Below are 24,673 nucleotides of genomic sequence, written 5' to 3'. Positions count from 1 at the left end.
TGTTGTTTTGTATTTAGTCTTTCTTGTAAAAAGAATTTACGTGTTCGTTAGTGTTGCTCTCTTTGGTTGTTTTGCGATAGGTAAAACCAGGATGAACACAATAGCCACCTGTTTCTCCTTTTTTGTTCATTGCTAAAAAGCCAATCTGGAAATCTTCACGGTCTTTATTTTTAGTCATAATTCTTTTTACGCCTTCTTCGCAAGCTTCTTGTGGTGATTTCCCTTGTCGCATTAATTCTACAATTAAAAAACTACCAACTGTTTTAATTACTTCTTCACCAACACCTGTAGCGGTTGCGCCGCCAACTTCATTGTCCACAAATAAACCAGCTCCAATTATTGGAGAATCTCCAATACGTCCACCAACCTTATAAGCCATACCGCTAGTGGTGCAAGCGCCAGATATATCTCCTTTTTCATCCATAGCTAGCATACCAATAGTATCATGGTTTTCTATATTAATAATGGTTTCGTATTTAGATGTCTTTTTCCACTCTAACCAATCGTTTTTAGATTTTTCTGTAAGTAAGTTTTCTTTTTTAAATCCTTGTTCGTAAGCAAACTGTTCTGCACCCTTGCCAGCTAAAATTATATGTGGTGTTTCTTCCATAACCTTACGTGCTACAGAAACTGGGTGTACAATATTTTGTAAATAAACTACAGATCCGCAGTTGCCATCTTTGTCCATAATACATGCGTCTAATGTAACATTTCCGTCACGGTCTGGTCTACCACCTAAGCCTACTGTATTATTGTTAGCATCTGCTTCTTCAACCATTACACCTTGTTCAACAGCATCTAAAGAGTTTCCACCTTTAGCTAAAACTTCCCAAGCTTTATCATTGGCATTTTTAAAATTCCAAGTACAAATAGCAATTGGTTTAATTGTCTCTACTTTTAAATCGGGAGCAATTGTTTTTTTGTTATCACAAGATGCTAATAATGGAGCAGAGATGATGCCGGCTGTACTTAAAGATGAATTTTTTAAAAACTTTCTTCGTTTCATAATAGTAGGTTGACTAATTTTAGGCTTTAAATATAATGATTATGATTTTAGAAGTGTGTGCAAATTCATTGGAATCTGCCTTAAACGCAGAAAAAGCTGGTGCTACTAGAATAGAGTTGTGTATGGAGCTTGGTGTTGGTGGTGTAACTCCTTCTTATGGTCTTGTTAAAGCTGTGCTAAATGCTGTGAATATACCCGTGCACGTATTGATTAGGCCTAGAAGCGGAGACTTTACATATTCAGATTCTGAATTTGAAGTAATGAAACAAGATATTGCTTTATGTGTAGAGCTTGGTTGTGCAGGTGTTGTTTCTGGCGTGTTGCATAAAAATTTCACTTTAGATAAGGAAAGAACTCAGTTGTTAATAGATGAAGCAAAAAAATTGCAATTCACTTTTCATAGGGCTTTTGATTGGCTTAAAAATCCAGAAGAAGTATTTTTAACATTGCAAAGTATGGGGGTTAATTATGTGTTGTCGTCTGGGCAGAAAGTTTCGGCTCTACTGGGTATTTCTTTACTTTCTAAATTAAATAAAAAGTCATCAACCTGTGTGGTAATGCCTGGAGGCGGATTAAGAGCAGATAATGTTATCAATTTTAAAAAAGAAGGGTTTAAAGCATTGCATATGTCTGGTGCTGCTTTTAATAAAACTTTAGATGGTGATGTGCCTTTGTCTATGAATTCTAGTTCTTTTTTGGTTGAAAACCAAGTGCCAATATCTAGTGTGGCTAATATACAGCAGGTAGTTGCATTGTTAAATAAGTCTTAAATAGATATTTCTCCTTGTTAAACAAATACCTTTGCAAAAAAAATAGATTATGCTTCGTTGGGTTATTTTTGTTCTTGTTTATTCCGTTTTGGGTTTTTATGCTTTTCAGGCATTAAAAACTGCTACTAGAATTAATTGGCTTCATTACCTATATATTTCAGTGTCGCTTTTGGCTGTTTTTAATTTTATTTATCAATTTAGTGTTGGCAATGAAGGACGAGTAATTAGTATTCCTATGAGTTATGCTTTTGGTTTTCTATTAAGTGTAATGGCTTTTAATTTAGTACTTATTATTTTTCTTTTTTCTGAGGATATTATACGTTTTTTAGCAGGAGTTTATACTAAGTTTTTTGGAGAGTCTAAAGAGTTTGCGCTGCCAAGCCGTAGGCGTTTTTTAAGTTTAATAGGTTTAGGTTTGGCTTCTTTACCTTTTGGAGCTTTGCTTTATGGTATGGCTAAAGGGAAGTATAATTTTAAGGTTCTAAAGTATGAATTGGCTTTTGATGATTTGCCAGATGCTTTTGATGGATATCAAATTACACAAATATCTGATATACATAGTGGTAGTTTTGATGATGAAGAAAAAATTAAATATGCTATAGATTTAATTAATGAGCAAAAGAGTGATGTTTTGTTGTTTACCGGGGATATGGTAAATAATACAGCAGAAGAAATGGATCCGTGGAAAACAATATTTTCTAAGCTTGAAGCTAAAGATGGTAAGTACTCTGTTTTAGGGAACCATGATTATGGTGATTATGTTAGTTGGGATTCTGAAGAGCTAAAAGAAGAAAATTTAGATAAATTAAAGAGCACTCAAAAAGAAATAGGTTTTGATTTACTTTTAAATGATAGTAGATTTTTGCAAAAAGGAGAAGATAAAATAGCCTTAGTTGGAGTAGAGAACTGGGGTGTAGGAGGATTTAAAAAAGCAGGAGATTTAAAAAAGGCCAGTGCTAATATTGCAAAAGACGATTTTAAAATATTGATGAGCCACGACCCTTCTCACTGGGAGCATGAGGTTATTAAAGATGAATATCATTACCACTTAACGCTAAGTGGACACACACACGGTATGCAATTTGGAATTGAAATTCCTGGTTGGATTAAATGGAGTCCTATTAAATGGAGGTACCGCTATTGGGCTGGTATTTACAAAGAAATGGGGCAGTATATAAATGTTAACCGTGGTTTTGGCTTTTTAGGATATCCAGGCAGAGTTGGTATTTGGCCAGAAATAACTGTAATTACACTAAAAAAGAAAGAATTGGCATAGTTTTATGACTCAAATAGTTGTAAAAAGATGGGCTAAACTATATAATTTAACAATTTTTCTTACTTTTGATTAACAACCCAAAGATTTATTTATGTCTAAATTTGGAGAACTAATAGATTTACAAGTACCTGTATTGCTAGATTTCTATGCAGAATGGAATGAGCAATCATCACAAATGCACCCTGTTTTAAGGGATGTAGCTGCGGCACTAGGTGATAAAGGTAAAATTATTAAGATTGATGTAGATAAGAATAAGGAGCTTGCGCAAGCATTGCGAGTAAAAGGCTTACCTACATTGATGATCTACAAAAATGGCGAAATGGTTTGGCGCCAAAGCGGCGAACAAGACGCAAATACTCTTATTACTTTACTTAACGAGTATTTATAATATAAACTCTTTTTATTTAATTTATACTATTAACTAATTATATAAGCTAACACAAGGTTAGCCTTGTGTTAGTTATTTATAGAGTCTAATACAGTAGCGCTTGTGTCTACTGTATTAGAGTCTGGTAAATCTGGATCTGTCATTGGTGGCTCTTCTGGAGTTTCTTCTCTTAATAGCCTTCTAGATCTGTTAAGGTGAGAGAATTTAGTTAAGAACTCTGTGGCAATTAATTCTTCTTTCTCTGCTAGTTCTGTTTCGTTATTTCTTTTAAGTATGTCTATTAGTCTAAAGTAGCTCTCTAGGTCACCTAAAATGTCATTTTCTCTAACATATTGTTGATCCAAGTCTAAGGTGTTGTAGTAGCTTAGGTTTTCTTGGTACTTAGTTTTTAACTGTGCAAAAAGTTCTCTTGCTTTTTTAGTTTCGCCTACTTTATAGTAGCCATCTACAAAAGGTTCTACAAAGGCGTAGTAGCCAAAGTAGTCTACAGGCATATTTGTCACAGCTATATTTATAATATCTTTTGCTTTTTCTATTTTATTTTCTTCAATAAGTTGTTCTGTAAGTCTGGCAAGGTTGCCTCTAAAGCTAATAGACTGTGATCTTGTTTGTGTGTCGTGGTAAATGTCAGGACTACCAGAGTTACCCCATTTCCATTTCTTAACAATACTGTACATTAGGTCGCTATCAATACGGCCTATTTCATACGGACTTGCATTTTTTGTTTTAATTGGTACTAGTTTGTATGCTAAACCATCTAATTGTAAATACTCTTTCATCCAAATGTATTCACCACTATCAAAACTACCTCCAGAGAAATAAATTGGACGTTTCCAATCATTATTTGCAAGTATATCTAACATTAATAAACGATTCTTGCTCAAAGCGCTAGGTAAATCAATATCTATATAGTCTACTATTAGATCTGCATCTTCAGGTTTAACTAATCCACTTTCTAAAACATTTTTCTTGTTTACGGGTACGCGTATTTTTTTAGTAGGGTAGTATATTAAGTCTAAAAAGCTTTCTGGGTACTGACTAAGATCTGCTCCTTGCTGCTTGTATATGTATCTTATTTTATTTGTTGGTTTGTCACTCGCAATCCAGTTCATAAAATCTTTAATGTCTAACCTTTTGTCTTTAAATTGAGGTAAAGGTTGCTCGTAAACCACATCTCTAGATCCAAACCTGTATTTGTTGTGTGTTAATTGAGACGGAATAGGATCACTAGTGTATGCCTTTTTCTTCATTTGATCTATATACCAATCTGTAGCAAATAAACTTGTGTTAATAACACGTACGTCTGTGCGGTAACCTTCAATTTCTTGTAAGTACCAAAGAGGAAAAGTGTCATTATCGCCAATAGTAAATATCATAGCTCCTGCATTTTCTTCTGTAGAGTCTAGGTATGATCTAGCGGTACTGTTTGCTGTAAATCTATCAGACCTATCATGGTCATCCCAGTTTTGAAAAGCCATAAGTGTTGGTACGGCTAATAAGCAAACAACTGTTATAATTGGAGCTATAATTTTTGCTGATGTTAGTTTTTTAAGTTCATCATATAAGCCAGCAACACCTAATCCTATCCAAATTGCAAATACATAAAAAGAACCAACTAGGGAGTAATCTCTTTCTCTTGGTTGAAATATAGTTGGGTTGGTGTAAAACTGTATGGCTAAACCGGTAAATAAAAAGAATACCAATAATGCCCAAAATTGTTTAGGATCTCTTTTGATTTGAAAAAGAATACCAATAATACCTAATATAAGAGGTAAGAAAAAATAAGTGTTCCTTCCTTTGTTATTTGCAACATCACTTGGTAAGTTGTCTTGACTGCCAACTAAATAGTTGTCTATAAAATTTATTCCGCTAATCCAATTACCGTGGTTGTTGTATCTACCTTGTAAATCATCTTGTTTGCCAACAAAGTTCCACATAAAGTAACGCCAGTACATATATCCAAACTGAAAATCCATCATGTATCTAATGTTGTCCCATATGCTTGGAGGTATTACTTCTATGTAATCTTTATCTAGAACCTCTTTTAAAAATCCAATGTATTGTTCTGTTGCTATTTCTCCGCTAGCATGACCACTCTTTACTTCTTGGCATATGCTTCTTAATTGTGAATTTCCTAAATACTTTGGTTTTATTTTAAAATCTAGACCACCATAATATTTCATATAGTTTTCTGCATTTTCTCTAGACCACATTCTAGGTAAAAGTCCAACATGTTTTTTGTCTGGGCCTTGTTCTGCTTCTTTGTAGTTGTTTACAATAATGTATTTTCCTAGTTTTTCATCTTGCTCGTACTTCGGCTTGCCGTCTATTTTATCTCCACCAGAAGAAAAGGCATCAGAATAATATGCTCCATAAACAGGGCTGTCTACTCCTGGGTATTGTTCTCTGTTGTAATAGGCTAAAAGAGATCTAGCGTCAGACGGGTCATTTTCATTAATAACAACGTCTGCATTGGCACGTATTGGTAACATTAGCCATGTAGAAAAACCTAAAAATAAAAACATTAAACATAAAACAATTGTGTTTGCTGTTTTAAAGTTGTTTTTTCTGGTATAATTTAATCCGTAGGCAAAAGCAATAATAAAAAGTAAACCCATTATTATAGAGCCAGAGTTAAAAGGAAGTCCAATACTATTAATGAAGAACACTTCACTCCAACCAAATAATTTTAGAACGTATGTTAAAGAGAATTTGTAAACCAGCATTAAAATAGCAATAACGGCAATGTTAGCTATTAAAAAGTTTTTAACCGTGGTTTCTTTGTATTTTTTAAAGTAGAATAATAGTCCTATTGTTGGTATGGCTAAAAAGCCCATAAACTGTATACCAAAAGTAAGGCCTACTACAAAAGAGATCATAATAATCCATCTGTTTCCTCTTGGGTGGTCTAATTCATCTACCCATTTAAGACCTAGCCATAAAAGCAAAGCCATAATAAAACTTGCCATTGCGTAAACTTCTGTCTCTACAGCGTTAAACCAGAAGCTATCAGAAAAAGCAAAGGCTAAAGAGCCAACTAAGCCACTACCTAGTATTGCAATAGCTTTGCTATTGGTTAATGCGCTGTTAGCTTCTTTAAGTATAATTTTTTTGGCCAAATTGGTAATAGACCAAAACATAAACAGAATGGTAAAAGCACTAGATGCGCCAGAAACAAAGTTTACCATACTTGCAATTTGAGTTTTGTCTGTTGCGAACATGGCAAAAAACGCACCTATCATTTGTAGTAAAGGTGCTCCTGGTGGGTGACCAACTTGCAATTTTGCAGAAGTTGCTATGTATTCACCAGCATCCCAAAAACTACTTGTAGGTTCTACAGTTATTAAGTAAGTAATAAATGCTATTAAAAAAGCTACCCAGCCAAGGATAGTATCCCATTTTTTAAAATTCTTAGAGAACATACAGTTTTTTGTTTATGAATTAAGGCGAATTTAGTAATAAATTGAGATATGAAAGATAAAATTTTATAAAGGTTTAACAAAGTTTCGAAAATTTTTTGAAAAATGTTTTGTGTAAACGAAAGTTTATTATAAATTTGCACCCTCAAAACAAACATTGGCCCATGGTGTAATTGGTAACACACCGGTTTTTGGTACCGACATTCAAGGTTCGAGTCCTTGTGGGCCAACCACTGTTAAGTAAAAACCCGATATCAACTTGATATCGGGTTTTTTGTTTTTAATGGTTTATGTGATCTTCGCTGTCTGTGCTGTCCTCTTCAGGTAGTTCTAAGTCTGTGTTATTGTTGTTAATGCTTTCGTAATCGTCATTAGCATTTTCGTCATGTAGTTTGTCTAATTCATCTATATCCTCATCAATTTCGTCTAAAATGGTATTCATTTTACGTTTGTCTTTAATCATAGCGCCGGTCATAATTAAGCTAGTTCCTATTATCACAAAAAGTAAAATTCCAGAATCAAAAGTTTCTATTTGTGCTTCTTGTGGTATTGCATAAAATAATAAAACGGTAATTAATCCTCTAGGGGCAATAAAAAGTTGTGGTAAAATATCGCTACCAACAAAAACACGTAGAATTATAAATCTGATTAGATATATAGATATAATTATTAGAATACTGGTAATTGCTACGTTAATGCTAAATAAAGAAGAGATGACGATGGTGATGCCAAAAATAACAAAGAAGAAAGTACGTACTACAAAAGCTGTTTCTAGTGTAATAATATGTAGTTCGTGGTAAATTTGCTCTGCTCGCTCTTTATTTAGGTATTTAGATAGGAATCCGCCAAAGAACAAGTTCATGTTGGCAATTATAAGTCCAAATATTAAAATAATAATTAAAGATGATAGGTGAAGCTTTTTGCCTAAAGCATATAAAAGTAGGAGTACTGCAATTAGTAAAAATTGCTTTGCTTGTGATTTTATCTGCTGAAAAACCAATATTATAGCGTAACTAGCAATTATAGATATTACAATTGTTAAGCCAATATTGCCAGCAAAACCTGCAGCACCATTACCAGCTCCTTCGGTTGGGTTTAAATTGCCAGTTAAAAAGTAAAACATCATAATTCCCATAATGTCAGAGAAGGTACTCTCATAAATATGAAATTCTTTTTTATTTTCTGACAACCCGCTAACACTAGGTATAATTATAGCGCTAGATAATATGGACAAGGGTGTTGCGTATAGCCAAGCAGATTGCATTGTCATACCGTCTATAAACTGATGTAAAATTAAGGCTGCAACATATGCAGAGGCTATAAGGCCAACTAGTGCAATGGCCATAGATTTTAAAATAGGAACTAATTTTTCTCTTTTAAGTTTTAACTCTAGCGCTGCCTCTAGCACAATCATAATAAGTCCAACAATACCTAGTAGTTCTAGTGATGGAAAAAAATTAATGCTGTCTTCTCCAATAAATTCTAATACGTATTTTAAAATAACACCTAAAACAATAAGCATTAATACAGATGGAATGTTAGTTTTTTTAGAAATTCCGTTAAAAAGAAATGAGATAATAATGATAACCGATGCGGCAATAATAAGATTGTAAGAGGATAATATTTCCATTTTTGGATATTAGTTTGTGTTTAGTTTTTAAAAATATACATAATTACCTAAACAACAGTGAGGATCGCTTTATTTTGTGAAAAATAATATGTATATTTGCATCGCTGAAAGAATATACTGTATTCATGAGGGGACTTAATAGTCCCCTCTTTTATTAACTATACTTTTTTTGGTTTAATAAAATTTCTGTAAAAAGAGTTATGTTTAAAGAGCAAGTTACATCTTTGTTGGAAGGGGCTTTAAAAGAAAACCCATCATTGTTTTTAATTGATTTTACTATAACGCCAGATCATAAAATTAATATTGTTTTAGATGGTGATAATGGTGTTACGCTTAAAGATTGTGTGGCGGTTAGCAGAGCTATAGATCACAACTTAGATAGAGAAGAGCAAGACTTTTCTGTAGAGGTTGCTTCAGCGGGAGCTTCTACGCCATTGGTTTTACCTAGGCAGTATACAAAAAATATTGGCAGAAAATTAGAGGTAAAAACAATAGAAGGTCGTAATTTTGAAGGAGAATTAACTGCTGCAACGGAAGATACTATTACTCTAGAGTGGAAAGCAAGAGAGCAGAAGCCCGTAGGTAAAGGTAAAGTTACTGTTCAGAAAAAGGAAGAAATTTCATTTTCTGATATTAAGGAAGCAAAAGTTATATTAAAATTTTAATAAATAAATCAATATGGAAAATATTGCGCTAATAGAATCTTTCTCGGAATTTAAAGATGATAAATTCATAGATAGGGTAACGTTAATGGCAATTTTGGAAGAAGTGTTTCGTAACGCTTTGAAAAAGAAATTTGGTTCTGATGATAACTTTGATATTATTATAAATCCTGATAAAGGGGATTTAGAAATATGGAGAAATCGTGTTGTTGTAGAAGACGGTGAAGTAGAAGAACCTAATGAAGAGATTTCATTAACAGATGCGCGTAAGATTGAACCAGATTTTGAAGTAGGAGAAGATGTATCTGAAGAAGTGAAGCTTATAGATTTAGGAAGACGTGCAATTTTAGCATTACGCCAAAATTTAATAGCTAAAATTCATGAGCATGATAATACTACTATTTATAAGCAGTTTAAAGATCTAGAAGGGGAGATATACACAGCGGAAGTGCATCATATTAGGCATAGAGCGGTTATTCTTGTTGATGATGAGGGGAATGAAATTGTAATGCCTAAAGACAGGCAAATACCTTCAGATTTCTTTAGAAAAGGAGATAATGTTCGTGGTATTATAGAAAGTGTAGAGCTAAAGGGTAATAAGCCTTCTATTATTATGTCTAGAACATCGCCTAAATTCTTAGAGCAATTATTTTTTCAAGAGATACCAGAGGTTTTTGATGGTTTAATTACTATTAAAAAAGCAGTACGTATCCCTGGAGAAAAAGCAAAAGTGGCTGTAGATTCTTATGATGATCGTATAGATCCTGTTGGTGCCTGTGTGGGTGTAAAAGGTTCTAGAATACATGGTATTGTAAGAGAATTAGGAAATGAGAATATTGATGTTGTTAACTGGACTAGCAATCCACAATTGTTAGTTACAAGAGCATTAAGTCCTGCAAAAATATCATCGGTTAAGTTAAACGATGAGAAAATGACTGCGCAAGTTTACTTAAAACCAGATGAGGTTTCAAGAGCAATTGGTAGAGGTGGTCATAATATTAGATTGGCAGGGCAATTAACTGGTTATGAGATTGATGTATTCCGTGAAGGAGTAGAAGAGGATGTTGAGTTAACAGAGTTCTCTGATGAAATTGATAGCTGGATTATAGAAGAATTTAAGAAGATTGGTTTAGATACTGCAAGAAGCGTATTAGAGCAAGATTCTCAAGATTTAGCAAAGCGTACAGATTTAGAAGTTGAAACTATTTTAGAAGTTGTGCGCATACTTAAAGAAGAATTAGAAGATTAAGCTATATATTAGCAAAAATTTAAGAATACGAATACTTGTTTATGGCAGAGAATGCAACAATAAGGCTCAATAAGGTCCTCAGGGAATTAAATATTTCTTTAGATAGGGCTATAGACCATCTTTCGTCCAAAGGACATGAGGTGGAGGCAAGGCCTACTACTAAGATTTCCAATGAGGTGCATCAAATTCTTTTGGATGAATTCCAAACGGATAAGAGCAAGAAAGTTGCTTCTAAGGAAGTTGGCGAGGAAAAACGTAAAGAAAAAGAAGCGCTTAGATTGCAATTGGAAAAAGAGCAAGAAGAAAAGCGTTTGGCAAGAGAGAAAAGAGCAGCTGCGCAAGAGGTTGTTAAGGCTAAAGCAGAATTATCTGGCCCAAAGACTGTTGGTAAAATAGATCTTGATGCGGGTAAAAAGAAGCCAGCTCCTGTTGAGGAAAAAGTAGCTCCTAAAGAAGAAAAACCTGTTCAGGCTAAAAAGCCAGTGGTTAAAGAAGAGTCTAAGCCGGTTGAAAAACCTGTGGCAAAAGAATCTACAACCATAAAAACGGGTAAAGTTGAGTTAGCGGGTCCTAAAACTGTTGGTAAGATAGATTTAGATGCGGGTAAAAAGAAGTCTGCTCCTGCAGCTAAAAAGCCTGCTCCTGTTAAAAAAGAAGAGCCAAAAGCAAAAGTTGAAGCGGAAAAACCAGCTGAGACTACTGAGGCAGAAGCTAAGGAGAATACGGTTATAACTACTCAATATCAAAAATTATCTGGACCTAAGCTTACGGGTGCAAAAATTGATTTGTCTAAGTTTAATAAGCCTAAAAAGAAAGAAGCTCCTAAGAATGCTGCTGGTGCTGGAGGTGATAAGAAAAAACGCCGAAAGAGAATTGTTAGTAATAACAAGCCAGGTGGTAATAATAGAGGTGGACAAGGTGGAAATAACAGGGGTAAATCTGGACCAGGTAAGGGTAGATTTAATGCGCCAGTTGTAAAAGTTGAGCCTACTGAAGAAGAAGTTCAAAAGCAGGTTAGAGAAACTTTGGAGAAACTTCAAGGTAAGTCTAAAAAAGGAAAAGGAGCTAAGTATAGAAGAGATAAAAGAGATCAGCACCGTCAACAGACAGAGAAAGATCTTGAGAAGCAAGAAGCAGAAAGTAAAATCTTAAAAGTAACAGAGTTTGTTACTGTTGGTGAGGTTGCTACTATGATGGAGGTTTCTAGTACTCAGATAATATCTGCTTGTATGTCATTAGGAATTATGGTGACGATGAATCAGCGTTTAGATGCTGAGACATTATCTATAGTTGCTGAAGAGTTTGGATACGAAGTTGAGTTTATTGCTGCAGAGATTGAAGAATCTATTGTGGAAGAGGTTGACGCTCCTGAAGATTTAAAAGAAAGAGCTCCTATTGTAACGGTAATGGGTCACGTAGATCACGGTAAAACATCTTTATTGGATTACATTCGTAAAGAGAATGTAATTGCTGGTGAAAGTGGTGGTATTACACAGCATATTGGTGCTTACGGGGTTCAGTTGGATAATGGACAAAAAATAGCGTTCTTGGATACTCCAGGTCACGAGGCCTTTACGGCAATGCGTGCACGTGGTGCTCAAGTAACGGATATTGCAATTATAGTTGTTGCGGCAGATGATGATATTATGCCTCAAACAAAAGAAGCTATTAGTCATGCACAAGCGGCTGGAGTTCCTATAATTTTTGCAATAAATAAAATAGATAGACCTACTGCAAATCCAGATAAAATTAAGGAAGGTTTAGCGCAGATGAACTTATTGGTTGAAGATTGGGGTGGAAAAATTCAGTCTCAAGATATTTCAGCTAAAAAGGGAACTGGTGTTAAAGAGCTTTTAGAGAAAGTTTTATTGGAGGCTGAGTTGTTAGAGCTTAAAGCAAATCCTAAAAAGTTAGCTTCAGGTACAGTAGTAGAGGCGTTCTTGGATAAAGGTAGAGGTTATGTTTCTACAATTTTAGTACAAGCCGGTACTTTAAAAATAGGTGACTATGTATTAGCTGGTACTTGTAGTGGTAAAATTAAGGCAATGCAAGATGAACGTGGTAATAATGTTCAAGAGGTTGGTCCTTCTACACCAATATCTATTTTAGGTTTAGATGGTGCACCACAGGCAGGTGATAAGTTTAATGTGTTAGAGGATGAGCGTGAGGCTAAGCAAATTGCTTCTAAGCGTTCTCAATTACAAAGAGAGCAATCTGTGCGTACGCAGCGTCATATTACTTTAGATGAAATTGGTAGACGTATTGCTTTAGGTGACTTTAAAGAGCTTAATATTATTCTTAAGGGTGATGTTGATGGTTCTGTTGAGGCACTTACAGATTCTTTCCAGAAACTTTCTACTGAAGAAATACAAGTAAATATTATACACAAAGCTGTTGGTCCTATTACGGAGTCAGATGTATTGTTAGCTTCTGCTTCAGATGCAATTATTATTGGGTTTAATGTAAGGCCAATGGGTAATGCAAGAGCAATTGCAGAAAAAGAGGAAATAGATATTAGAATGTATTCTATTATTTATGCTGCAATTAATGATCTTAAGGATGCAATGGAAGGTATGCTTTCCCCAGAAATGAAAGAGGAGATACTTGGTACTGCAGAAATACGTGAGACCTTTAAGATATCTAAGGTGGGTACAATTGCAGGTTGTATGGTATTAACAGGTAAATTGGTTAGGAATGCAGGTATACGTTTAATACGTGATGGTGTTGTAATTTACACAGGAGAACTTGCTTCTTTAAAACGATTTAAGGATGATGCTAAAGAAGTTGCTAAAGGGTATGATTGTGGACTTCAGGTTAAAAACTACAATGATATTAAGGAAGGTGATATAGTTGAAGCTTTCCAAGAGGTAGCGGTTAAAAAGAAATTGAAATAATAATTTCTAAATCATATAAAAAAAGCGACTCAGAAATGAGTCGCTTTTTTGTTTTATGTTAATCTAGTATTTATTCCTTTTGATTAGATATTAATACTGCTGAAGGGTATTTTGTTTTAACTGTCTTTAGCTTCTGGTTGGCTTCCCTTATGTTGTTGAAATTGCCAAGCGTAATGCTGTGTATGTTTTGGTTGCTTTTTAGCTTAGTGCTCATTCCTGGGAAATTCCTTTTTGCTTCAGATTTTATTTTATTCGCTTCGGCTATGTTTGTGCTTTGGTGTATTTGTATGGCAAAGGGAGGGGCTAGTAATGTGTTTTGGTTAACTGTTGTTGTTTTGTTTTCTTCTTCGTTTATTGATATTTCGCTTTCTTGTGCAAAACATAGTGTAGAGAAAAAAGTCAGAAAAAATAGACTGATGTAGATCTTTGTTGTTTTCATATGTATTGGGTTTTGTTTCTTATAAAATTAGTGTTTTATTTTGTTGCATAAAAATGTTGTCTATTTATCGGTGTATAATAGGTGGTTCGGCTTTAGATTGTGTTTTTTTATTTTTCTTACTGGTTAGCTATTAAAATGGTATTCGTTTGTGTTGTGTCTTAGTAAGCTGTGTGGTAAAACTTATTGTTGGGGCTTCCGGTGTTTATTTTGCAATTTTATTTGTTACTCTCTCTCTCTTTCTCTCTCTTTCTGTGTTTATAGGTTATTTTTTAAGATTCTTATGTTGCTTGCTGTTGGTGTTTTCTTGTTGGTTGGGTTGGATATGTAAAAAAAAACTCAGGTGTAATATTGGTGTGTGGTGTCTTTATTTGCTTAACATTGAATTTGTGATTTCGTTTTATATAAGTAAGTTTTTAATTTGTTCAATTAGGTTATAAAAAAAAGAGCGACCCATTTCTGGATCGCTCTTTTAATTGTGTTTGTATAGATTATTTTTCCTTTTGGTCTGCAATTAAAAATGCGTTAGGATACTTTTTGTGTACTTCTATTAGTTTTTGTTGAGCTTCAAATTTTGTGTTAAATTTTCCTATTCTCACCTTGTAATTTGGTTGGTCAAAACTAATTTCTGAAAACCAGTTTGTAAAGCTTTCTTGTACTTCACTTTTTTTGCTGTTAGCTTTACTGGGGCTTTGACTAGAATGTATTTGTATAGTGTAGTATTTTGATGTTTTATTGCTTTCAGTGTATAAATCTAAAAGCTTCTCAAGGCTTTTGTCTTGCTTTATAGTAATGTCTCCTTCTTGAGCAAAACAAAAAGTGCTTAGGGTAAGACATATTATGCTTGTATAAAGTGTTTTCATTAGTTGTGCGTGTTAATATTAATAAGCTTATGCAAATGTAAATTATTATAAATCAAACATAACGCATAAATATTATTTAGAACAATTATAAATTATAAATTATCAATCCCTTAACATTTCCAAATTTAAGTCTATGTCGTATTTTTGCGTTCAATTTAAGAAGCGATATAGGGCGTGTGCCTGTTATATAGTAATTATCGTGCCAGGATTTCGATAGAAATATTTTAAATATGAAAAAGGTTTTATACCGTAATCAACTTTCTAAATTTTTGGGTGTCAATCTGATAGCTGCAATGCTATTTTCAGTATCCCTATTTTCTCAATCAGAAAATGCTGATCCTGCAAAGGGGAAACAGATCTTTAATCAAAATTGTGCATCATGCCACTCTTTGGATAGAAAAGGAACTGGTCCTGCTTTAAGGAATGTGGAGTCTCGTTTAGAGGAAGAAGGTTTGGATCGTGAGTGGATTTATGCGTGGGTTAAAAATAGTTCAGGTGTTATTAAGTCTGGGGACTCTTATGCTAATAAGATTTTTGCAGAGTATAACAATACTGCAATGACTGCTTTTCCTACATTAAGTAATGGAGATATTGATAATATCTTGGCTTATACAGCTGCAGTAGAAGAAAAGCCTGCTGCTAGTGCTGCTGTTCCTGTTTCAGGTGATGTATCAGGTGGTTCCTCTAGTGGGGTTTCTAATGAGATTATCTTAGGAGCGTTGGCTTTGGTTTTTGCGTTGTTGGTTGCTATGTTATTTATGGTTAATAAGACTTTGCGTAACATTGCTAAAGCTAATGGTATTGATGTTGAGAGAGAAAGAGCTGAAAAACGAATTCCTATTTGGAAAGCGTTTGTTCAAAACCAGTTTTTGGTTTTGGTTTCTGTTGTATTCTTGTTGTTAACTAGTGCTTACTTTGTATATGGTTACTTTATGCAAGTGGGTATAGATCAGGGTTACGAGCCAGTTCAGCCAATTCATTTTTCTCATAAAGTTCATGCTGGAGATAATAAGGTAGATTGTAAGTATTGTCATTCTTCTGCTAGGGTTTCTAAGACTTCGGGTATTCCATCTTTGAATGTTTGTATGAATTGTCATAAATCGATATATGAGTACAAGGGTAATCCAGAGGGTCCTTCTCAGTCTGATATTGAAAATGGTTATACAAATGAGTTCTATACTAAGGAGATTAAAAAACTTTATGCTGCTGTTGGTTGGGATGAAGAAGGTCAAAAATATACTGGTGAGTCTAAGCCTGTAGAATGGGTTAGAATACATAATTTACCAGATTTTGTTTACTTTAATCACTCTCAGCACGTAAGTGTTGCTGGAGTTGAGTGTCAGACATGTCACGGTCCAATTGAGGAGATGGAAGTTGTTAGTCAGCATGCTCCATTAACTATGGGGTGGTGTATTAACTGTCATAGAGAAACAAATGTGAAAATGGAAGGTAATGCTTATTATGATAAAATTCATGAAGAGCTTTCTAAAAAGTATGGTGTAGGGAAGCTTACGGCTGCTATGCAAGGTGGTTTAGAATGTGGTAAGTGTCACTATTAATTGATTGTAAAAGAAGATAATTTCAGATATATCGTATGTCATCAAACAAAAAATATTGGAAAAGCGAAGCGGAGTTAAATCCTAACGATTCCATTGTTGAGGCGCTAAAACAGAACGAATTTGTTCAGGAGATACCTGTTGAAGATTTCTTAGGTGATAAGGAAGGTTTAGCAGCAAGTTCTACTAATAGAAGGGATTTCTTAAAGTATGTAGGTTTTAGTACTGCTGCTGCAACAATGGCTGCTTGTGAAGGGCCGGTTGTAAAATCAATACCTTATGTTGTTCAGCCAGATCAAATTATACCTGGTGTTGCTAATTATTATGCAACAACAATAGCAGATGGTTTTGACTTTGCAAGTGTTTTGGTAAAAACTCGAGAGGGTAGGCCAATAAAAATTGAAAATAATACAGATGCTAAAGTAAACGGGTCCGCAAATGCTCGTGTGCAAGCTTCTGTTTTGTCATTATATGATAGTAAGAGATTGCAGGGTCCTGTATCTAAAGGGGGGGCTGTTGAGTGGTCTGCTTTAGATGGTGTGGTTAAGTCAAAATTAACTGCGTTGAAGGGTTCTGGTAAGCAAATTGCATTATTAACGCAAACTTACGCTAGTCCATCTACTTCTAGATTGATTGCTGAGTTTAAGGAGGTTTACGGTGAAAATGTAAATCATGTTACTTATGATGCTATTTCTGCTGATGCTGCATTAAATGCTTTTGAGGAAAAGTATGGTGAAAGAGCATTAGCTGATTATAACTTTGAGAAAGCTGAGTTGATTGTTTCTTTTGGAGCAGATTTTCTTGGTGATTGGCAAGGTGGTGGATATGATAGTGGGTATTCTGCTGGTCGTGTTCCAAAAAATGGAAAAATGTCAAGGCACATTCAGTTTGAGGCAAATATGTCGTTAACTGGTGCTAATGCAGATAAAAGAGTGTTGTTGACTCCTACACAGCAGAAAATTGCTTTAGCTAAATTTTACGCTAAAGTAATGAATGTGTCTGTAGGTGGTGAGTTGCCTGCTGCTGTAGAAAAAGCTGTTTTAGCTACTGCAGAAGAGTTTAAAAAGGCTAAAGGTAAAGCTGTTGTTGTAACAGGTTTAGATGATAAAGATGCTCAAGCGATTGTGTTGGCAATTAATGAAAAGCAGTCTAGTGTTGCTTTTGATGCTAAGGCACCAAAATATGTAAGACAAGGTAGTGTTAAGGCTGTTGCTGAATTAATGGTAGATATGAAAGCCGGTAAGGTGGGTCTGCTTATTATGGATGGCGTAAACCCTGCTTATACAATGCCAAATTCGGCTGAGTTTACAGATGCATTGTCTAAGGTAGATTTGTCTGTTGCTTTTTCACAAAGTAATAATGAGACTGTAGCTGTTTCTACTTATGCTGCTGCTGCTCCTAATTACTTAGAGTCTTGGGGTGATGTTCAAATTAAAAAAGGACATTATGCATTAATACAGCCAACAATTAAAGAGATTTTTGATACGCGTCAATTCCAATCATCGTTGCTAGTTTGGATGGGATCTGATAAGACGTATTATGATTATATTAAGGAAACTTGGAGTTCTTCTGTGTTAGGAGACGGAAAGTGGAATCAGGCGTTACATGATGGTGTTTATAAAGCACCTGCGACTATTGTAGATGTTGTTGAGGAAACTGTTGCTTCAGTTGTTTCTGAAGAAGAGTCGATAGTGTCATCTCTAGTAGATTTATCTATGGCGGCTTCTAAGTTATCTAAGGCATCTTCATCTGGTATGGAGTTAGCTTTTTACTCTAAGGTGGGTATGGGAGATGGTCAGCAGGCTAATAATCCATGGTTGCAAGAGTTTCCAGATCCAATTACTAGAGTATCTTGGGATAATTATGTTACTGTATCTAAAGCTGATGCTGAAAAGTTAGGTCTTGTTAATGATCATGTGGCTAACGGTGGTTTAGATGGTAGTAAGGTAAACCTTAAAGTGGGAGATGTTGAGTTAAAAGAGGTTCCAGTAATTATTCAGCCAGGTCAAGCGCCAGGTTCTGTTGGGCTTTCTTTTGGTTACGGAAGAAAATCTGGTTTACAAGCAGAAATGCAAACTGGTGTTAATGCGTATGCATTATATCAAGGAGGTGTTTCTAATCAATCTGTATCTGTGTCTAAAGCAGAAGGTATGCATGAGTTTGCTTGTGTGCAGCTTCATAAGACATTAATGGGTAGAGGTGATATTATCAAAGAAACTACATTAGAAATTTTTAATACTAAAGATCACGCAGAATGGAATCCAGTTCCTCAGGTATCTTTAAATCATAACGAAGTAGATGCTGTTTCAGTTAGTCTTTGGGATGATTTTGATCGTTCTGTTGGTCATCACTTTAATTTATCAATAGATTTAAACGCATGTACTGGTTGTGGGGCTTGTGTTATAGCTTGTCACGCTGAAAATAATGTGCCTGTTGTTGGTAAAGATGAAGTGCGTAAGTCTAGGGATATGCACTGGTTGCGTATAGATAGATATTATTCTTCTGAAGATACTTTTGAAGGAGATAATGTTAAGAAAGATGAATTTGATGGTTTAACTGGAGATAAAGGTTCTTTAAGTGGATTTGGTGAGTTGGAAGATCCTTCTGCTAATCCTCAAGTAGCTTTTCAGCCAGTAATGTGTCAACACTGTAATCACGCTCCATGTGAAACAGTTTGTCCTGTTGCTGCAACATCTCACAGTAGACAAGGTCAAAACCATATGGCGTATAATAGATGTGTTGGTACAAGATATTGTGCAAACAACTGTCCGTATAAAGTACGTCGTTTTAACTGGTTCTTGTATAACAACAATGACGAGTTTAATTACCATATGAATAATGATTTAGGAAAAATGGTAATTAATCCAGATGTAAATGTTCGTTCTCGTGGAGTAATGGAGAAATGCTCTATGTGTATTCAAATGACTCAAAAGTCTATTTTGGATGCTAAGAGAGACGGACGCACAGTAAAAGATAGTGAGTTTCAAACGGCTTGTTCTGCTGCATGTAGTAGTGGTGCAATGGTATTTGGAGATGTAAATGATAAAGAAAGTGAGGTTGCTGAATTAAAAGAAAGTAACCGTATGTATCATTTATTAGAGCACATTGGTACAAAACCAAATGTTTTCTATCATGTTAAAGTGAGAAATACACAAGAATCATAATTAATTAACGGAACGTAACTAGAACATAAATTATGGCGTCGCATTACGAAGCACCTATACGAAAACCCCTAGTAATTGGAGATAAAGGATACCACGATGTAACTGTGGATATTGCTGCTCCTGTAGAAGGGAAAGCAAACAAACAGTGGTGGATTGTTTTCTCTATTGCATTAATAGCATTCCTTTGGGGAGTTGGTTGTATAATATACACAGTATCTACAGGTATCGGTACTTGGGGATTAAATAAAACAGTAGGCTGGGCCTGGGATATTACCAACTTTGTATGGTGGGTAGGTATTGGGCATGCGGGAACATTGATTTCTGCAGTACTATTGCTGTTTAGACAAAAATGGAGAATGGCTATTAACCGTTCTGCAGAGGCAATGACAATTTTCTCTGTAGTGCAGGCAGGTTTGTTTCCAATAATACACATGGGGCGTCCTTGGTTGGCGTATTGGGTATTACCTATTCCTAACCAATTTGGTTCTTTATGGGTAAACTTTAACTCACCATTATTATGGGATGTATTTGCAATTTCTACTTACTTATCAGTATCATTAGTTTTCTGGTGGACTGGTCTTTTACCAGATTTTGCAATGTTACGTGATAGAGCTGTTAAGCCGTTTCAAAAGAAAATATACAGTTTAGTAAGTTTTGGTTGGACGGGTAGAGCAAAGGATTGGCAGCGTTTTGAAGAGGTTTCTCTTGTGTTAGCAGGTTTGGCAACTCCACTTGTACTTTCTGTACATACTATTGTATCTTTTGATTTTGCCACTTCGGTTATACCAGGATGGCATACAACAATTTTTCCTCCATATTTTGTGGCAGGTGCAATTTTCTCAGGATTTGCAATGGTAAACACGCTTCTTATTATTATGAGAAAAGTGTGTAGCTTAGAAGCGTATATTACAGTACAGCATATAGAGTTAATGAACATTGTAATTATGATTACTGGTTCTATAGTTGGTTGTGCATATATTACAGAGTTGTTTATGGCTTGGTATTCTGGTGTAGAATACGAGCAATACGCTTTCTTAAACAGAGCAACAGGACCTTACGCTTGGGCATACTGGGCAATGATGTCTTGTAATGTTTTCTCTCCGCAATTTATGTGGTCTAAGAGATTGCGTACTAGTATTATGTTCTCTTTTGCTATTTCTATTGTAGTAAACATAGGAATGTGGTTTGAGCGTTTTGTTATTATTGTAACATCATTACATAGAGATTATTTACCATCTTCATGGACAATGTTCTCTCCTACATTTGTAGATATAGGTATATTTATTGGTACAATAGGTTTCTTCTTTGTGTTGTTCTTGTTGTATTCTAGAACATTCCCTGTAATAGCGCAGGCAGAAGTAAAATCTATTTTGAAAGCTTCTGGTAGTAAGTACAAGAAGTTAAGAGATGCAGGTAAACCTATGTATACTATGCCAGAAAAAACAATTTATACTAATACTGTTGCAGCTACACCTGTAGAAGCAAAAGAAGAGGTGGTAGTTGGTAATGAGGAAGAAAAGGTTTCGGACTTATTAAGTTCTTTAGGTAAGTTTGATGTTGCTACTGATACACCAGATGACTTAAAGCAAGTTAAAGGTATTGGTCCGCAAATGGAACAAACATTAAACCAGATTGGGATATATAGTTTTGCTCAGGTTAGTAAAATGACACAGAAAGAGTATGATCTATTAGATTCTATTACAGGATCTTTCCCAGGAAGAGCACAAAGAGATGATTGGGCTGGACAAGCCAAGAACTTAAATAACAATAAATAATTATGGCATCTAAAGTTATTCACGCATTTTATAATGATGATGATATATTGATGCTCGCTGTTAAGAAAGTAAAAGCAGCTAAGCATCATATAGAAGAGGTATATTGTCCTTTTCCTGTTCACGGGTTAGACAAAGCTATGGGGCTTGCTCCTACTAGAATAGCCATAACTGCTTTTATTTATGGTTGTATAGGTATTACAATAGCAACTCTTATGATGAATTACATCATGATAGAAGATTGGCCTCAGGATATTGGTGGTAAACCTAGTTTTAGTTACCTAGAAAATATGCCGGCCTTTGTTCCAATTATGTTTGAACTTACTGTGTTTTTTGCAGCTCACTTAATGGTTATAACTTTTTACATGAGAAGTAAATTGTGGCCTTTTAAACAAGCTGAAAATCCAGATGTAAGAACAACAGATGATCTATTTTTAATGGAAATAGAAATTCATGATAATGAAGAAGAATTAAAATCTTTGTTAGCAGACACAGGAGCAGTAGAAATTAATATTTCAGAAAAATAGTCTTAATAACAGTTATGAAGATATTTAAAAATATAGGTTTGGTTTTAGGAATAGCTCTTCTTATGGCATCTTGTGCAGATAAGAACAGTCCTAATTACCAATATATGCCTAATATGTACGAGGCAGTAGGTTATGAAACGTACCAAAAAGTAGATTTTTTACCTAGCGGTATGGAAGCTGGTTTGCCAGTAGAAAACACTATATCTAGAGGTCATATGCCTTATGAGTTTGCTAATGATATTGAAGGTAAAGAATTAGCTCGTTTGCAGGCTAGCCCATTAGACTCTTTAAAAACAGAAGTTAATTTAACTAAAGGTAAAGAGTTGTATGCTATTAACTGTGCAATTTGTCACGGTAATAAGGGTGATGGTCAAGGGAATTTAGTGAAGAGAGAGAAAATATTAGGTGTTCCTAATTATGCAGATGCAGGAAGAAATATTACAGTAGGTAGCACTTACCATACTATTTATTACGGATTAAATTCGATGGGTTCTTACGCTAATCAACTTAATCACGATGAACGTTGGCAAGTTGCGGAATACGTAATGCAATTGAAACAAGACTTAACTAAATAATACATAGATTAAGAATATGTACACTTTTTCAAACAGACTAAAAATAGCTTCTTTTATATTAATGGCTGTTGGTGCTATAGGTATTGCAATAGGCTTTATCTCTATGCCTAGCACAGTAGAAGATGCTAAAGAAATTGTAGCTAGCCATACTAGTGGTCACGGAGATCATGAAGTTGCTGCAGAAGACCATAAATCAGATGCTCATGGCAATTCTGCTCACGCAGAAGGTCATGATAGTAGTCATGATGAGCATTTATTACATCAATTGCAAAACAAACCTTGGGCTGCATTGTATGTTGCTGCTTTCTTTTTCTTTATGATAGCATTAGGTGTATTAGCATTTTATGCAATACAAAGAGCAGCACAGGCAGGTTGGTCTCCTTTATTATTTAGAGTAATGGAAGGTATAACGGCTTACTTGGCACCAGGAGGTATTATTGTTTTTGTAATATTACTTGCTTCTGTAGCGCATATGAACCATTTATTTGTTTGGATGGATGCAGATGTTGTAGCACACGATAAATTATTGCAGGGTAAAGCGGGTTACTTAAATGGAACTTTCTTTTTAATAAGAGCTGCTATTTTCTTAGGAGGATGGATTGCTTATAGAACAATATCTCGTAAATTATCTTTAGCACAAGATGCTGCTGATGATAATACTAACTTTGTTAAAAACTTTAGATGGTCTGCAGGTTTCCTAGTATTTTACTTGGTATCTGAGTCTATGATGTCTTGGGATTGGATAATGAGTGTAGATCCACACTGGTTTAGTACTCTGTTTGGTTGGTATGTGTTTGCTAGTATGTTTGTGTCTGGTATTACAGTTATAGCAATGGTAACAATATACTTAAAGTCTAAGGGTCTTTTAGAAGATGTAAACGATAGTCATATTCATGATTTAGCCAAGTTTATGTTTGGTATTAGTATTTTCTGGACCTACTTATGGTTTGCTCAGTTTATGCTTATATGGTACGCTAACATACCTGAAGAGGTTACATACTATGTAACAAGAATACAAGATTATAACTTGCCATTTTTTGGAATGGTAGCTATGAACTTCTTGTTTCCATTATTATTGTTAATGAATAGTGATTACAAAAGAGTTAACTGGTTTGTTATTATGGCAGGTGTAGTTATACTAGCGGGTCACTACTTAGATATATTTAATATGATTATGCCTGCAACAGTAGGAGATCAATGGTCTATAGGATTGTCAGAAATATGTTCTGTTTTATTCTTTGCCGGTCTGTTTATTTTTGTTGTTTTTAGAGCTTTAACAACAGCTCCATTACAGCCAAAGAGAAATCCATTTATTGGAGAGAGCAAGCATTTTCATTATTAATAAGGAAGTTTACAACAGCATAAAATAAATCATACAATGATTACAGTTTTAACTATAACGGTTTTAGTCTTAGTAGCCATAGCAATTTGGCAAATGACCAAAATTTTTGAATTGTCGCAACTTAGAGCGGCTAAAAATGAAACAGCAACTGATAACGATAACAAAGTTAACGGTTATCTAATGTTTGCTTTCTTGGTATTTATTTACGGTATAACAATCTTTAGCTTTTACAAGTATACAAAAGTATTGTTGCCAGAAGCAGGTTCTGCTCATGGAGCTGAGTATGATAGCTTGATGTTTGTTTCAATGCTTATTATATTTATTGTACAAACAATAACTCAATTTTTATTACACTATTTTGCTTATAAATATCGTGGTGAAAAAGGTAAAAAGGCATTGTTTTATGCTGATAACCATAAACTAGAATTTATTTGGACAATTATTCCAGTAATAGTTTTAGCTGGATTAATCCTTTGGGGATTATACACGTGGACTAATATAATGGATATTAATGATGAGGACGATCCATTAATTGTAGAGCTTTATGCACAACAATTTAACTGGACAGCTAGATACGGTGGTGCAGATAATGTATTAGGTGAGGCAAACGTTAGAATGATTGATATTGATAAGGCTAATATTCTTGGTGTAGATGAGTCAGATCCTAATGGAGCTGATGATGTAATTGTTAAAGAATTACATTTACCAGTGGGAAGAAAAGTTAATTTCCATATGCGTTCTCAAGATGTATTACACTCAGCTTATATGCCTCACTTTAGAGCGCAAATGAATTGTGTACCAGGTATGATTACTCAATTCTCTTTTACACCTATAAAAACTACAGCAGAAATGCGTCAGGATCCTGATGTAATTGATAAGGTGAAAAGAGCTAATAAGATTAGAGCTAAAAAAGCTGCAGCAGGAGAGCCAAATAGTGATCCTTGGGAGTACGATTATATTTTACTTTGTAATAAAATTTGTGGTAAATCTCACTACAATATGCAAATGAAGATAATTGTTGAAACTCAAGAGGAGTACGACAAATGGATGGCTTCTCAGAAAACTTTTGGTGGTGAAACCGCTACAGGAGTTGCTGTAAAATAATTGATTTAAGAAACTAAGTTAACTAACAAAAATAGAATAT

18 protein-coding genes and 1 tRNA gene are annotated in these 24,673 nt (G+C 34.7%); 14 read left to right on the top strand and 5 right to left on the bottom strand.

The genetic code is table 11. The features are described 5' to 3' along the window. Positions 1-13 precede the first annotated feature (13 nt). The gene (locus AX016_RS01475) at positions 14-1,006 is read right to left on the bottom strand and encodes an isoaspartyl peptidase/L-asparaginase family protein (protein WP_100893912.1); all 993 of its coding nucleotides are present in this window, start codon (positions 1,004-1,006) and stop codon (positions 14-16) included. A 41-nt stretch (positions 1,007-1,047) separates the two neighbouring features. On the opposite strand from AX016_RS01475, the gene AX016_RS01470 reads away from it, so the two are divergent. From AX016_RS01470 to AX016_RS01460, 3 genes are all read left to right on the top strand, one after another. Continuing rightward, entirely contained in the window at positions 1,048-1,776 is a 729-nt protein-coding gene (locus AX016_RS01470; RefSeq protein WP_100893911.1) for a copper homeostasis protein CutC, read from the top strand. A 49-nt stretch (positions 1,777-1,825) separates the two neighbouring features. Continuing rightward, on the top strand, positions 1,826-3,052 hold the full coding sequence (locus tag AX016_RS01465; protein ID WP_100893910.1) for a metallophosphoesterase: 1,227 nt from the start codon (positions 1,826-1,828) through the stop codon (positions 3,050-3,052). A 91-nt stretch (positions 3,053-3,143) separates the two neighbouring features. After that, on the top strand, positions 3,144-3,440 hold the full coding sequence (locus AX016_RS01460) for a thioredoxin family protein (RefSeq protein ID WP_100893909.1): 297 nt from the start codon (positions 3,144-3,146) through the stop codon (positions 3,438-3,440). 68 nt (positions 3,441-3,508) lie between these two features. Here the strand turns inward: AX016_RS01460 and AX016_RS01455 are convergent, their stop codons facing one another. Next, positions 3,509-6,862: a glycosyltransferase family 117 protein gene (locus AX016_RS01455; RefSeq protein ID WP_100893908.1), complete on the bottom strand. Its 3,354-nt coding sequence runs from the start codon at positions 6,860-6,862 to the stop codon at positions 3,509-3,511. A 155-nt stretch (positions 6,863-7,017) separates the two neighbouring features. Between AX016_RS01455 and AX016_RS01450 the strand changes: the two genes are divergently transcribed. Then, positions 7,018-7,092, top strand: a tRNA-Gln gene (locus tag AX016_RS01450). 47 nt (positions 7,093-7,139) lie between these two features. Here AX016_RS01450 and AX016_RS01445 read toward each other — a convergent pair. Continuing rightward, positions 7,140-8,489, bottom strand: coding sequence for a cation:proton antiporter domain-containing protein (locus tag AX016_RS01445; protein WP_100893907.1), 1,350 nt, complete (start codon positions 8,487-8,489; stop codon positions 7,140-7,142). Positions 8,490-8,689: 200 nt separating this feature from the next. On the opposite strand from AX016_RS01445, the gene rimP reads away from it, so the two are divergent. Genes rimP through infB form a run of 3 tightly spaced genes read left to right on the top strand, consistent with a single transcriptional unit; the run spans position 8,690 to position 13,294 of the window. Then, complete coding sequence (gene rimP, locus AX016_RS01440; RefSeq protein ID WP_100893906.1) at positions 8,690-9,154, top strand: ribosome assembly cofactor RimP; 465 nt, start codon at positions 8,690-8,692, stop codon at positions 9,152-9,154. Between the two features lie 13 nt (positions 9,155-9,167). Further along, positions 9,168-10,400, top strand: coding sequence for a transcription termination factor NusA (gene nusA, locus AX016_RS01435; protein ID WP_100893905.1), 1,233 nt, complete (start codon positions 9,168-9,170; stop codon positions 10,398-10,400). Positions 10,401-10,441: 41 nt separating this feature from the next. Then, on the top strand, positions 10,442-13,294 hold the full coding sequence (gene infB, locus AX016_RS01430; RefSeq protein WP_100893904.1) for a translation initiation factor IF-2: 2,853 nt from the start codon (positions 10,442-10,444) through the stop codon (positions 13,292-13,294). 70 nt (positions 13,295-13,364) lie between these two features. Here the strand turns inward: infB and AX016_RS01425 are convergent, their stop codons facing one another. Beyond that, entirely contained in the window at positions 13,365-13,733 is a 369-nt protein-coding gene (locus AX016_RS01425; RefSeq protein ID WP_100893903.1) for an SPOR domain-containing protein, read from the bottom strand. A gap of 488 nt (positions 13,734-14,221) precedes the next feature. Beyond that, a complete protein-coding gene (locus AX016_RS01420; RefSeq protein WP_100893902.1) occupies positions 14,222-14,593 on the bottom strand; it encodes an SPOR domain-containing protein in 372 nt (123 codons plus the stop codon). A gap of 230 nt (positions 14,594-14,823) precedes the next feature. Between AX016_RS01420 and AX016_RS01415 the strand changes: the two genes are divergently transcribed. From AX016_RS01415 to AX016_RS01385, 7 genes are read left to right on the top strand one after another with little or no spacing between them, the layout of a single operon-like run. Beyond that, positions 14,824-16,152 (top strand): cytochrome c3 family protein, encoded by a 1,329-nt coding sequence (locus AX016_RS01415; RefSeq protein ID WP_100893901.1) that lies wholly within the window; start codon positions 14,824-14,826, stop codon positions 16,150-16,152. 35 nt (positions 16,153-16,187) lie between these two features. Next, on the top strand, positions 16,188-19,313 hold the full coding sequence (locus AX016_RS01410; RefSeq protein ID WP_100893900.1) for a TAT-variant-translocated molybdopterin oxidoreductase: 3,126 nt from the start codon (positions 16,188-16,190) through the stop codon (positions 19,311-19,313). A gap of 32 nt (positions 19,314-19,345) precedes the next feature. After that, a complete protein-coding gene (gene nrfD, locus AX016_RS01405) occupies positions 19,346-21,088 on the top strand; it encodes an NrfD/PsrC family molybdoenzyme membrane anchor subunit (RefSeq protein ID WP_100893899.1) in 1,743 nt (580 codons plus the stop codon). Between the two features lie 2 nt (positions 21,089-21,090). Next, entirely contained in the window at positions 21,091-21,612 is a 522-nt protein-coding gene (locus AX016_RS01400) for a DUF3341 domain-containing protein (protein WP_013621427.1), read from the top strand. A gap of 14 nt (positions 21,613-21,626) precedes the next feature. After that, positions 21,627-22,187 carry a c-type cytochrome gene (locus AX016_RS01395; RefSeq protein WP_100893898.1) on the top strand — a complete coding sequence of 187 codons (561 nt, stop codon included), beginning with the start codon at positions 21,627-21,629 and terminating at the stop codon, positions 22,185-22,187. Between the two features lie 16 nt (positions 22,188-22,203). Beyond that, positions 22,204-23,529 carry a quinol:cytochrome C oxidoreductase gene (locus tag AX016_RS01390; RefSeq protein ID WP_100893897.1) on the top strand — a complete coding sequence of 442 codons (1,326 nt, stop codon included), beginning with the start codon at positions 22,204-22,206 and terminating at the stop codon, positions 23,527-23,529. Between the two features lie 36 nt (positions 23,530-23,565). Beyond that, positions 23,566-24,633, top strand: coding sequence for a cytochrome c oxidase subunit II (locus AX016_RS01385; RefSeq protein WP_100893896.1), 1,068 nt, complete (start codon positions 23,566-23,568; stop codon positions 24,631-24,633). Positions 24,634-24,673: the final 40 nt, after the last annotated feature.

Source organism: Cellulophaga sp. RHA19 (assembly GCF_002813425.1).
In the GTDB taxonomy this organism is placed as follows: Bacteria; Bacteroidota; Bacteroidia; order Flavobacteriales; family Flavobacteriaceae; genus Cellulophaga.
The sequence above is the reverse complement of the archived record's forward strand: the minus strand, read 5'-3'. Positions and strand labels throughout refer to the sequence as shown.

Bases quoted from the DNA above. Each gene is read 5' to 3' on its own strand.
- AX016_RS01475 (WP_100893912.1), bottom strand. From the start codon at position 1,006: ATGAAACGAAGAAAGTTTTTAAAAAATTCATCTTTAAGTACAGCCGGC.
- AX016_RS01470 (WP_100893911.1), top strand. From the start codon at position 1,048: ATGATTTTAGAAGTGTGTGCAAATTCATTGGAATCTGCCTTAAACGCA.
- AX016_RS01465 (WP_100893910.1), top strand. From the start codon at position 1,826: ATGCTTCGTTGGGTTATTTTTGTTCTTGTTTATTCCGTTTTGGGTTTT.
- AX016_RS01460 (WP_100893909.1), top strand. From the start codon at position 3,144: ATGTCTAAATTTGGAGAACTAATAGATTTACAAGTACCTGTATTGCTA.
- AX016_RS01455 (WP_100893908.1), bottom strand. From the start codon at position 6,862: ATGTTCTCTAAGAATTTTAAAAAATGGGATACTATCCTTGGCTGGGTA.
- AX016_RS01445 (WP_100893907.1), bottom strand. From the start codon at position 8,489: ATGGAAATATTATCCTCTTACAATCTTATTATTGCCGCATCGGTTATC.
- rimP (WP_100893906.1), top strand. From the start codon at position 8,690: ATGTTTAAAGAGCAAGTTACATCTTTGTTGGAAGGGGCTTTAAAAGAA.
- nusA (WP_100893905.1), top strand. From the start codon at position 9,168: ATGGAAAATATTGCGCTAATAGAATCTTTCTCGGAATTTAAAGATGAT.
- infB (WP_100893904.1), top strand. From the start codon at position 10,442: ATGGCAGAGAATGCAACAATAAGGCTCAATAAGGTCCTCAGGGAATTA.
- AX016_RS01425 (WP_100893903.1), bottom strand. From the start codon at position 13,733: ATGAAAACAACAAAGATCTACATCAGTCTATTTTTTCTGACTTTTTTC.
- AX016_RS01420 (WP_100893902.1), bottom strand. From the start codon at position 14,593: ATGAAAACACTTTATACAAGCATAATATGTCTTACCCTAAGCACTTTT.
- AX016_RS01415 (WP_100893901.1), top strand. From the start codon at position 14,824: ATGAAAAAGGTTTTATACCGTAATCAACTTTCTAAATTTTTGGGTGTC.
- AX016_RS01410 (WP_100893900.1), top strand. From the start codon at position 16,188: ATGTCATCAAACAAAAAATATTGGAAAAGCGAAGCGGAGTTAAATCCT.
- nrfD (WP_100893899.1), top strand. From the start codon at position 19,346: ATGGCGTCGCATTACGAAGCACCTATACGAAAACCCCTAGTAATTGGA.
- AX016_RS01400 (WP_013621427.1), top strand. From the start codon at position 21,091: ATGGCATCTAAAGTTATTCACGCATTTTATAATGATGATGATATATTG.
- AX016_RS01395 (WP_100893898.1), top strand. From the start codon at position 21,627: ATGAAGATATTTAAAAATATAGGTTTGGTTTTAGGAATAGCTCTTCTT.
- AX016_RS01390 (WP_100893897.1), top strand. From the start codon at position 22,204: ATGTACACTTTTTCAAACAGACTAAAAATAGCTTCTTTTATATTAATG.
- AX016_RS01385 (WP_100893896.1), top strand. From the start codon at position 23,566: ATGATTACAGTTTTAACTATAACGGTTTTAGTCTTAGTAGCCATAGCA.